The 11,827-nt window shown below is 33.0% G+C and carries 12 protein-coding genes; all 12 read left to right on the top strand.

Annotation, left to right across the window (positions count from 1 at the left end; genetic code table 11):
* Positions 1-260: 260 nt before the first annotated feature.
* The 12 genes from TX86_RS05965 (at position 261) to TX86_RS06015 (ending at position 11,754) form a co-directional block, all read left to right on the top strand.
* Positions 261-854 (top strand): TVP38/TMEM64 family protein, encoded by a 594-nt coding sequence (locus TX86_RS05965; protein WP_042347170.1) that lies wholly within the window; start codon positions 261-263, stop codon positions 852-854.
* Between the two features lie 208 nt (positions 855-1,062).
* Positions 1,063-2,244, top strand: a complete 1,182-nt coding sequence (locus TX86_RS05970) for a NupC/NupG family nucleoside CNT transporter (RefSeq protein WP_042347173.1) — start codon at positions 1,063-1,065, stop codon at positions 2,242-2,244.
* An 88-nt stretch (positions 2,245-2,332) separates the two neighbouring features.
* The gene (locus TX86_RS05975) at positions 2,333-2,926 is read left to right on the top strand and encodes an AmiS/UreI family transporter (protein WP_042347177.1); all 594 of its coding nucleotides are present in this window, start codon (positions 2,333-2,335) and stop codon (positions 2,924-2,926) included.
* Positions 2,927-3,084: 158 nt separating this feature from the next.
* Complete coding sequence (locus tag TX86_RS05980) at positions 3,085-3,861, top strand: ABC transporter ATP-binding protein (protein ID WP_042347179.1); 777 nt, start codon at positions 3,085-3,087, stop codon at positions 3,859-3,861.
* A complete protein-coding gene (locus TX86_RS05985; protein WP_042347180.1) occupies positions 3,845-6,337 on the top strand; it encodes an FtsX-like permease family protein in 2,493 nt (830 codons plus the stop codon). The genes TX86_RS05980 and TX86_RS05985 overlap by 17 nt, the downstream gene beginning before the upstream one ends.
* 138 nt (positions 6,338-6,475) lie before the next feature.
* Positions 6,476-7,168, top strand: a complete 693-nt coding sequence (locus TX86_RS05990; RefSeq protein ID WP_042347181.1) for an aspartate/glutamate racemase family protein — start codon at positions 6,476-6,478, stop codon at positions 7,166-7,168.
* A 406-nt stretch (positions 7,169-7,574) separates the two neighbouring features.
* Entirely contained in the window at positions 7,575-9,074 is a 1,500-nt protein-coding gene (locus TX86_RS05995) for an AAA family ATPase (RefSeq protein ID WP_042347184.1), read from the top strand.
* Positions 9,075-9,216: 142 nt separating this feature from the next.
* Positions 9,217-9,762 (top strand): DinB family protein, encoded by a 546-nt coding sequence (locus TX86_RS06000; RefSeq protein ID WP_042347186.1) that lies wholly within the window; start codon positions 9,217-9,219, stop codon positions 9,760-9,762.
* 63 nt (positions 9,763-9,825) lie between these two features.
* On the top strand, positions 9,826-10,218 hold the full coding sequence (locus tag TX86_RS06005) for a VOC family protein (protein ID WP_042347188.1): 393 nt from the start codon (positions 9,826-9,828) through the stop codon (positions 10,216-10,218).
* A gap of 465 nt (positions 10,219-10,683) precedes the next feature.
* The gene (locus tag TX86_RS06010) at positions 10,684-11,148 is read left to right on the top strand and encodes a helix-turn-helix transcriptional regulator (protein ID WP_042347190.1); all 465 of its coding nucleotides are present in this window, start codon (positions 10,684-10,686) and stop codon (positions 11,146-11,148) included.
* Positions 11,149-11,349: 201 nt separating this feature from the next.
* Entirely contained in the window at positions 11,350-11,463 is a 114-nt protein-coding gene (locus TX86_RS27585) for a transposon-encoded TnpW family protein (protein ID WP_369126212.1), read from the top strand.
* A gap of 42 nt (positions 11,464-11,505) precedes the next feature.
* The gene (locus tag TX86_RS06015; RefSeq protein WP_042347193.1) at positions 11,506-11,754 is read left to right on the top strand and encodes a diguanylate cyclase domain-containing protein; all 249 of its coding nucleotides are present in this window, start codon (positions 11,506-11,508) and stop codon (positions 11,752-11,754) included.
* Positions 11,755-11,827: the final 73 nt, after the last annotated feature.

Below are 11,827 nucleotides of genomic sequence, written 5' to 3' on the forward strand. Positions count from 1 at the left end.
TAATTCCAATTTTTTAAATAGTTTGCTTTTGTTCCTTGCTGCCTTGTTCCTTTTCCATTGACTATTCTTTTTATTTTTGAGCTCTTATTAAAAGTGGCTGCTTTTATGACATTGAAAGCTATTTAATCCTTAACTTACAATATTGTAAGCTGACGTAATATTAATCGATTAGAGATTCTCAGTTCTCCTTATATACTATAAATATAAATTCGACGTAACGAATTACGATAGAAAATTATTTATAGAAAGGAGCATCTTATATGTTCCATGAACTTCAACAGATTTTGTCTTTGGACAACTTACAAATATTAATTGATACTTATGGGAAATTAGGTCCTCTTTCAGGCATGATTTTACCGTTTACAGAAGCTTTTTTACCGTTTTTACCTTTAACAGCATTTATGATGGCCAATGCAGCCGCTTATGGTTTAGTTGGCGGATTTGTTCTATCTTATATAGGCTGTGTAGCAGGAGCATGGGTTTTATATTGGGTGTTTAGATATTTTGGAGATAAGCCATTTTTTAAGAAATATTGTGAGCATGAAAATGTGAAAAGATACGGAACATGGTTGAATAATAAAGGCTTATGGATTGTAACAATACTGTGTATGATTCCTGTATTTCCGAACTTTATCATTACAGTTGTGGCAGGATTGAATAAAATGAGCTTTAAAATGTTTGCACTTGCTTCATCGATTGGTATTTTTGGATTAACACTTATTTTTAGTTTTATTGGTGATGATATACTTGAAATTGCAACGAATCCATCAAAAATAATATTAATGATAGTGGTGCTTATAACAATTAGTGGAATTGGAAAACTGGTAGAACGTAATTTAATTATTAGTAATTAATTTGAAACCAACAAAGGAAGGATCTTTGTTGGTTTTTTTGCTTTCAAAAACTATCCAAATGAAGGTGGATAGCTCAAAGATTATGGCTTTTGGATAGGAAATTGAAATCTGGATATATTAAGGAAATAAATGCAAAAGTATCGTAAGGATTAATTCAAATCCTCTTTGCGGTATCAGGCTAAATTTTAAATCATAATTGGAGGAAAATATGAGTTATCTAATTTCAATTATCGGTATCATCGTTGTATTAGGTCTAGCTTATGTAGCAAGTAATAATAAGAGAGAAATCAAGTATAAATATATTATTATTATGCTGGTAATTCAGCTTCTATTAGCAATGTTGCTACTTAATACTCGTTTTGGATACGTATTAATTAAAGGAATTGCATCAGTCTTTGATCATTTATTAGCATATGCAGCAGCTGGTGTGGACTTTGTATTTAATGGTTTGGCGAATGAAGGGGAAGCACCTTTTTTCCTTACTGTGTTGCTCCCAATTGTATTTATTTCTGTTCTAATAGGGATTCTTCAATATTTCAAAATCCTACCTTTCATTATGCGTGGAATAGGCTTCTTACTTAGTAAAGTAAATGGAATGGGTAAATTAGAATCATATAACGCAGTTGCTTCTGCAATGGTTGGACAATCTGAAGTATTCATTACAGTTAAAAAGCAATTAGGTCAACTATCTTCTCAGCGTTTGTATACTTTATGTGCGTCTGCCATGTCAACAGTTTCAATGTCCATCGTTGGGGCATATATGACAATGATTAAACCTGAATATGTAGTAACTGCAATTGTTATTAATATGTTTGGTGGATTTATCATTGCTTCCATGATTAATCCGTATCGAGTGGATGATTCAGATGATATTTTGGCTATTGAAGAAGAAGAAAAACAAACATTCTTTCAAATGCTTGGCGAATATATTATGGATGGTTTTAAAGTAGCTATTATCGTAGGCGCTATGTTAATTGGATTTGTAGCGTTAATCACTTGTATTAATGCTGTGTTCGATATGGTTTTAGGCATCTCATTCCAAGAAATTTTAGGTTATGTGTTTGCACCAATTGCGTTTCTTATGGGTGTTCCTTGGTCAGAAGCGATTACTGCTGGAGGAATTATGGCAACAAAGCTTGTAACAAATGAATTTGTAGCAATGATTAGTCTTTCAGATATAGCAAATCAATTCAGCGAGCGTACTTTAGGAATTATTTCAGTGTTCCTTGTATCATTCGCTAACTTTTCTTCCATTGGTATTATTGCAGGAGCAGTAAAAGGATTGGATGAAAGACAAGGAAATGTTGTAGCTCGTTTTGGTTTGAAATTATTATATGGAGCTACACTTGTAAGTGTCTTATCCGGAATCATCGTTGGATTAGTTATTTAATAGTAGGAACGTAGAAGCAGCTTGCTGTATAGGAGCAATGCTGCTTTTTCTTAATGGGAAAATTTAAGGATTTAGGAGGAACTACTGTATGACTTATGTAGGTATATTGTTGTCAGGAGCTACACTCTTTCTGAATAGTTTAATGCTTTCTGGTAAAGCGGAGTCTAGAAGCGTGGCTATATTTAATTTTTTTATTGGAACTCTTCAAGTCATTATTCCGTTTTACTTGCTGATGGTTTCTGATCAAAGCAATTGGACTATATATGGACATGCAGCTACTTTCTTGTTTGGTCTAACCTTTCTTTATGTAGGCTTTACTTTTTATTTTGGGATGGATGGGAGCGGGTTAGGATGGTTTGCTATTTGGGTAGCCATCATTGCTTGTATTTACACCATTATGGCTGTTGTTTATTTTCAAGATTATGTAAGTGCCTTAATGTGGTTAATGTGGGCATTTCTATGGTATTTGTTCTACGTATTAAACGTTTTGAAGAAGCCTATCGCAAATTATGTAAGTAAAGTAGCGAACGTTCAATCTTGGGTGACATTAACCATTCCAGCGATGCTTTATTTAATAGGAGTTTGGGAGCTTGTTTTCGTTCAGCGACTTTGGATTATTTTATTAATTGCCTCCATTATATATTTTGTTAAGGGAGCTTTTGATTTGAAGCGAACAGCTTGAAAAATAGTGTAGTTACATATAAATATAATAGAAAACATATGAAGCAGACAAAAGATTATTTGTCTGCTTTTTTTAAAAAAATCGAACGGAAATGAATAATCTTACCAATATATAGTAACTGTTATTTTTTAAAAAAAGCAGAAACTATGAGGTGGGTTATGTTAAATAACGAAGTTGTATTACAAATTAAAAATTTATCAAAAACATATAAAGGAGAGCAATATGAAGTTCACGCTTTAAGGAATATATCCTTCGAGGTAAATCTAGGTGAGATGATTGCCATTATGGGGACAAGTGGTTCAGGGAAAAGTACACTGCTACATGTATTGGGTGCATTAGATGCTCCCGATAAAGGCGATATTTTTCTACATGGAAAGAAACAAAGTAATATCTTTCAGGAACCATATGCTACTCATTATCGTCGAGATCAAATTGGATTCATCTTTCAATCTTTTCATTTGTTGAAAGACTTATCGGTAGAAGAGAATATTGGATTACCACTTGTGCTGAAGGGTGACAAAAATAATGTAATTAAGCAACGAGTTGATGTGATACTGCAACAAGTTGGATTAACAGAATGGAAAAAACATCGACCTGTGCAATTATCAGGTGGACAACAGCAAAGGGTTGCAATTGCTCGTGCTTTAATTACAAATCCTCCGATTGTTCTAGCGGATGAACTAACAGGAAATTTAGATTTTAATATGACGAATGATATTCTTTCCATTCTTGTAGACATGAAAGAATTACGAAAGCAAAGTATTATTGTAGTCACACATGATCCGTACGTTGCAACATTTGCTGATCGTGTACTATTCTTTCATGATGGGGAAATTGTTGATACATACGGATGTGGTGATGAAAATGATATGAATAATATTCTAGCAATCTTCAGAAAAATTATGGAGCAAAATACAAATGAAACCGTTAAATAAATTAGCACTTCACTTTTTTCGTTCTAATAAATTAATTGTTGCTTCTTCTATTTTCAGCATTATGATATCTGTTTGTTTAATCATTACAGTATTTGTTTTCTCCGCAAATGCAAAGCAAACAATAAAAGATGATGTAAAACAATTATATGGAAACATGGATTTATCTGTAGGCTATAATCCTGGCCAAAATAAAGTATTGGATGAACAATTGGCTAGTAAGATTGCTTCACAACCTGACGTTAAAGAAGTTTCAGATGTACTTATCACACACTTAACTGTAGATGCAGTGGGGGCAAAAATTTATACAATTGGTGTGGAAAATGATGACTTAGTAAAAAGTCGTTATAAATTTCATAAGAATTTTAAAAAAGATGAAGTTAGCATGAATGCTTCACTTGCTGAAGCCTTACAAATTGATAAAGGAAAGCAAGTTATTATAGAAGGAGAGTCTTTTAAATTAGTAGAGACTTTGAAGGATATTAAAGCTGGAGGAACAACTCCTGATTTATTAATAATGTCAAAAGAAAGTGTTCAACAATTTGTTTTTGAAAAAACAAAGAAAATGCATGAAGCTACATATATGCTTATAAAAGGTGAAGACGGAGCAGATGTTTTAAAAATGGCAGCTGCTATAAAGCGATTCGATAAAGAATTGCGAATTGATATAGCAGAAGAAAACGAATATTTAAAGATGAATTTAGAGTCATTAAAAGTATTTTTAATTGTTATCTCTGTCTTAGTGGTTATTGTTACGTCATTACTAATTGTTTCAAATTTTGATGTGCTTCTTTATAAATCAAAAAATCAATTAGCTGTTATGCGTAGTATAGGAGCAACTAATAAGCAGTTGAAACATATGATTATGATTCAAAGTAGCACAATCAATATGATTGGTGTAACAAGCGGATTAATGTTGGCAATTATTTGTAATACATATCTACAAGGGATGTTAGAGAGGATTTTTTCTATACAAATAACTGTGATGGATTTTTACTTTTCACAAAGTATCTTTGTGGCTTTTGGGTGTGGATTGCTAATTCAGATATTTCTCTTCCTTCCATCTAACAAAGTAGCGAAAACATTACCATTACAAACAATGATAGAAAATGAGAAAATGGATTTTAAAAATAGTAAAGTACGTAAAAAAGTGGGCTTTATTCTATTGATTATTGGATTTTCTATCGTTTTATTCGCTGTTGGTAAGGACAAATTCGGAAGTGGCAAGGATACTGAGATGATGTATGTATCTTCGGCACTACTTATTCTCATAGCCTTTTTTACATTATTGCCGCTATATATGACAGCATGGCTGATAAGATTCCTACCAATCTCTAAAAAACTATTTGGTCATGTATCGTATGTAGCAATTAAAAATCTAATTCCACAAGTTAAGAAAAATACATTAGTCATATTAACGATTAGTACGATGATGATTATCGCTGTTTTTGGAACAGTTTTAATAACGACTATTTCTCATAATGAAATAGCATACGTTAAATCGAAATATCCTACTCCAATCGTTATTGAAAGTAGAACATCTGATGAGATAGCTGTGCGTGATCAAGAAGCACTATTAACTGATCAAAAGGAAGCAGTGAAAAAGATTACATCGGTTGATGGTATTAGTAGGATGAGTGGATTAGGATCGTTAGAAGTAAAAACGGCTAATGGAAATGAAACGGCATTGTATAGAATGGGAGATTTAGTAGATTTGGAGAAGCAAGGTATTATCCCTCATCTTCCAGAACAGCTAGAAAATAAAGCTGTTGTTTCAGAAAAGTTCGCTAAAAAGCATCATATACAAGTCGGGACTACATTAGAAGTAGGAAATTTCTATGTAAGTAAACAAGCGATTGAATATGAAGGGTTTATAACAGTCGGTGCTATTATTAAAGAGACGATGGATACAGATATTTTTATGTCTTGGCAAAATAATACGTTTCTCATTCCGGTTGATTCAATGTTTATAAGTACAAACGCTGTAGATGAAACTCTTTTGCTATTAAAGGATGTACAAAGACAATTTCCAGAGTTAAAGATAAGTAATTTAGAAGATTCTTTAGAGCAATCATCAGAAATGCTAAAGCAACGCTGGGCTATATTTATTATAGTAATCGGAGTAATTTTGTTATGTGTCATGTTTGGTGTATTCAACACACTTGCAAACAATATTAATTCGAAGAGAAAAGAATTTGCTATTTTACGAGTCATTTCTCTGTCTAAAATAGGAGTAATGAAGGTTATTCTTACGCAAGTACTGTTGTATCTTATCATTGGATTGTTCGTGGGAATTCTCGCAGGCATTATTTTTACGGCTATTATTTTATTAATAGACCCAGGGAAAATCTATATAAATTATAATGTGATATTCGCCATCTGTATTACGATGCTGTTAGGAGGTTTAATTGTATTTACTCCAATAGCAAGTAACATCGCAAAGATGAAACTTTCAGATGAATTATTACAGGATAAATAACATGAAGAGCTGTTTATTAGTCAGAGCTACTGATTATGTACAGCTCTTTCTTAATTTTGGCAAAACTTATATAGTTGCAATTGGAATAGTATAATATAAGAAGTGTAGAAAACATTCAAACATATGTGGAGGAATAATATGAAAACGATTGGTCTTATTGGAGGAATGAGCTGGGAATCGTCTGTTGAATATTATCGTATAATCAATGAAGAAGTAAAGAATAGATTAGGTGGTTTACATTCAGCCAAGTGCTTATTATATAGTGTGGATTTTGATGAAATTGAGCGATATCAACAAGAAGGAAACTGGGAAAAAGCCGGGGAGGTACTAGCTGAGGTTGCTCAAAATTTAGAGAAAGCAGGAGCAAACTTTATTGTCATCTGTACCAATACGATGCATAAGGTTGTACACCATATTGAACAAAAGATTAGCATTCCTATTTTACATATTGCTGACGCTACAACAGCTCAAATTAAGGAACAGAACTATCATACCGTCGGTTTACTAGGAACGAAATACACAATGGAACAAGATTTCTATAAATCTCGAATAGAGTCAAATGGAATCAAGGTCATTGTACCAGATAAACATGATCGAGAAGTGGTGAATAAAATCATTTTTGAAGAGCTATGTTTAGGAAAAGTATCTTCAATATCTAGAGAGTATTATAAGCAAGTTATTGACAAGCTAATTCAAAATGGAGCGGAAGGAATTATACTAGGATGCACTGAAATTGGTTTATTAGTAAAGCCAGAAGATTCAGCTGTTCCTTTGTTTGATACAACTATTATTCATGCACTTGAAGCAGTAAATGAATCTTTGGGAGAATAATTCAAATGCGATTCTTCACTATGAAGAGTCGCATTTTTTTATGAAATGATAGATTTATAAAGTGAAACTTTAATCGGTGGGGGTTTTCTTTCATCCCCCACGGATGATTATAAGCAAAGAGGAAAATAATGCGGTTGTTGAAATTGGGGGAGGGAAAAATCGTTTAAAAGTGAGTAATACTACTGGTGATTTGATAATGGAGTATGAAAAAGTGAATTTCTGAATATTCAATATTCAATATTCGAGTCCTTATAAATTTTTTGATATAATATGTATATTAAGATAAATGGCTAAAGTTTGTTTCTTAATTTTCTAAATACTCAAAATTAATCATGATGATTTATACCAGTGAAAACGAAAGGCATATTTTACACAGTTTAGGAAATTTATTAGGAGCGTGTTGGAAATGACAAAGTGGACACCTGAGAAGCTGTATCAGAAATTGAAAGAAACTGTCATTGGACAAGACGATTACTTAAAAGCATTATCAACTACTATGTGGCTTCACGATATTAGAATTAATATGCAACAAAAAAGAAATGGATTGCAGACCAGACTCCCTAAGCACAATTTATTAATTGTGGGTCCAACAGGCTCAGGTAAGACATTGGCACTGCAGGAGCTTTCAAAACTTTATGGCTACGATTTATTAATAGAAAATGCTGCAGAATTTACGGGTACAGGTTATAAAGGTCGCGAGGTACCTGAAATGATAAATGATTTATATATCCAATGTGATAAAGATGTTATAAGAGCAGAAAAGGGGATTATTTTTCTTGATGAAATAGATAAGGTGATATTATCTGTTTCTGAGAAGCGAAGAAGCCCTGGTGCAAACGTGGAAAATCCCTTACTAAAAATGATTGAGGGTACAGAAGTTGTTGTAGATAACGAAGGAAGAAAAATTGATACGTCTAATATCTTATTTGTGGCAGCGGGTGCTTTTGAAGGTTTAGAGGATATTATACACGACAGAATTTATGGGAAAACAAGTATTGGCTTTAAAAATGAAGAATGTGAAAATCAGAACAATGCGGCAGAGAATTTATTGCTACATGTACAAAAATCAGATTTGATTAAGTATGGTTTAAATCCTCAGTTCATTGGAAGATTTGCAGGGCTTGTCGCACTTCATCAATTAAGTGTAGATGAGTTGAAAGAAATTGTTTTACACTCAAAGGCGTCTGTAGTTAAGAGTATGGATGCTTTGTTACAAGACAGTGTAGGTGTAAATGTGGAAGCAGACGAAGCGGGTGCATTGGCTATTGCAGAGAAATCTATTATGGAGAAAACGGGTGCTAGAGGGTTAGCTTATATATTTCATGATATTCTAAAAAATGTATTATTTGATTTGCCTGGACAAAGCAATGTTGAAAAAATTCTACTGACTGGAGATAGCAAGAAAAACCCTATTGTGAAAATGATCCGAGGAGAAGGTAATAAAGAAATCAAAGAGCAGATGAGTTCTCAAAAAATTATAGCTGAAAATAAGAGAAATAGTGCAGAAGAATATGTTGATCATATTTTGAATTCTGGCCGGCAATTCTTAGAACAATGCACTATTAAAGATATACGTTCTATACATCTCCTTTTAACAAGTATTGTATTATATTTACTAGATCAATGTAATAAAGAAGATCAAAAGGTTGAAAGTATTATTAAAGTATTAAATTGTGCAAGGGAACCGCATTCTTTCGAAGAACGTAGCGTTTATGAATTAATGATTGAAAGTAGCACAAGAAAAGATGATGAGATATCTGAATTCGAGAAGGTGTATTTAGAATGTAAGAAGTTAGGCATCACTTCAAAACAGATTGATATTGCTATTCAATCAGCGTATGAGTTTGACTTACACCCTATCATTCATTCAAAAAATGAAAAATTATCAAGTTTTGAGACAGAATAATTCGAGAAGTGTAATTTTTGAACAATAGTACTGGGTTAGATTTTTAAGAGAGTAGTTTTTAGGCTGCTCTCTTTTTGTAATATTAAGAGGATTTTTATTTTTTTAGAAGAATTTATTATTGATATAATAAGGGGGAATGAGTGTGAGTTTGGGTAATGAATATTTAAGGATTATTTTAGGAAGATTTCAAAACGTAAAAAGTCTTGGAGATAAGGCTATTGATCAGTTATCCGAAGAAGAATTACATTGGACCCTTAATGAAGAGTCTAATAGTATATCTATCATTATCAAACATGTTCGTGGAAATATGGTGTCAAGATGGACAAACTTTTTAACAACTGATGGGGAAAAACCAAATCGAAATCGTGAACAAGAATTTGTAGACTCAAAACAATCTAAGGAAGAGCTAATTGAAAGCTGGAATTATGGATGGAACGTTGTATTGGAAGCATTGCAGCAATTAACGGAAGAAGATTTATTAAAGCAAGTATACATACGCGGTGAAAAGTATTTTGTATTAGATGCAATTGAGTGGCAGTTAGCTCACTATGCATATCATGTCGGGCAAATCGTTTATATTGGTAAGCAGGTGAAAAATGAAGAGTGGGAGTGCATTAGTATACCAAAAGGAAAATCAGCACAGTATTTGCAAGAAATGATTAAAAAACATAGTGATAGTAGTCAATAATTTTCTATTTGTTTGTGCGGCAGTTACATTCATTATATATTTTAAAAGGAGTTTGAGAATACGATGAAAAAGGTTACTCCGTTTCTAATGTTTCAAGGAAATGCAGAAGAAGCTATGAATTATTATACTTCATTGATTGAAGACTCAGCGATTACTAGTATTATTCGATATGGAGCAAATGAAGCAGGAGATGAAGGTAGCGTCATGCAGGCTACTTTTTCTTTAAGGGGCCAAGAAATCATGTGTATCGATAGTAATATTAAGCATGATTTTACGTTTACACCATCATTTTCGCTGTATATTACATGTGATACAGAAGAAGAAATTAATCGATTATATGAAGGTTTATCAGATGGAGGCGTGCTAATGCAACTTGGTGATTATTCTTTCAGTAAGAAGTTTGGCTGGGTTGTTGATAAATTCGGTGTTTCTTGGCAATTAAACTTGCCAAATTAAAGAAATCGCTGTTATTAGGTTTTTCCACTCTTTATAATTTAGTGGTTGAGAATGTTAACAATACAAAATGCCTAAATTATTACTTATGGAGAACGAATTATTTCGCTTAATTACATTTATATTGCTTATTTGCAATGCTACGTTAAACTATCATCTTTTATACTCAGGTAGATGTTCATAAAAAAGATTTCATGGGACACCGCTTAATTCACGCTGTCGTGGAGAATTTCAAGATAGAGGAATAAGGCGATAGTACAGACAGGGGCAGTCAGTAAAAAGCTGATTGCCCTTGTCGAATAGGAAATGAAACAAAGGGGAAATATGGTGAAATAAAGTCAGCGAAAAACTGGAAGTTGTAAGTTCCTTGTATGTAAAAAAAACGTGCAGATTTGATAACTATAATTGGTAGAGTTTGTCCTTATCAAATAATATAATATGGCTATAAATTGATAGGGAGGGAAATCAATGAATTTAGGAAATAGTTTATTTCATGCAAGAAAAAAATGTGGACTTTCGCAAGAAGATGTGGCAGTGAAACTGGGGGTAAGCAGACAGACTGTTTCAAAATGGGAAACAGATGAAACAGTTCCAGATATTCGTCAGTCGAAAAAAATGGCGGTGTTATACAATATGTCGTTAGATGAACTGATTGATTTTGACATTGATATAAAAGAAATCCAGGAGACTATCGACAAAACAAGTGAAGAAACGGAAGAAAAAATCAACTGGACAAATGCGTGGGGGAAAAAATATCCTATTCTGCTTAAATATCAAAGTAAAGTGAATATTCCCAACTACGCTCGTAGATTAAATGAAATGTTGGACGAAATAAAGCAGGAATATCAATTTAATGAACAAGATGCGATGTTGGTTCTTAAAGATATTTTGTACAATGTTTGGAAAAATCGTAAGAACAAATCAAATCGCTAAATTCCTGTTTGATAAATTGACACCCCACCAAACAACTAAATAACCGCTACCCTCGCATTAGCACCATCAAGCAGGAAATCTGAAAACAGGTATCCTGCTTTTTCTTTTGCCAAAATCAGAAAGCAGAGCCTATGCAGGAAACCAACCAAACAGACAGACTTTAAGACAGCCGCCCCGAAGCCGCAGACCGTCAAGCGGAAAATCGGAAAAATTACCTATGAATTATCTCTCCATTTCAGCCAAACAAGCACAGAGCGCATGAGTGATAAAGTCATGCAGCTACTGGAAAATGACCTATCCACAAAAAAGTTGTGAAAACTATTTCTATGTCCTTAACAAACAGACCGAAACGGAACTGTGTATCGTCTATCTGGAGATGAGTTTATTTGTATTAGTTTAGGTGATGAAAAAAATAATACATATATTAAAAGAAAGATAGAAGAAATAAATGCGATGGGAGAGAGACCTTTTATTCAGCAAACGCCTTTTTTAGGAGTGAGTAGTGGAATCGTTAGTCTTCCGAAAGGTGCAAACACAGTTGAAGCATTAATTAAACTTGCTGATCAACTAATGTATCGTAATAAAGGTAATCGAAGAAGGACATAGGAATCATTATATAAACAAATCAATAATAGGGAGTTAGGAGAAGCCTTTGAGTTCAAATATTCAAAGGCTTATT

It is taken from the genome of Bacillus massiliigorillae, from assembly GCF_000380245.2.
Lineage (GTDB): Bacteria > Bacillota > Bacilli > Bacillales > DSM-1321 > Bacillus_AD > Bacillus_AD massiliigorillae.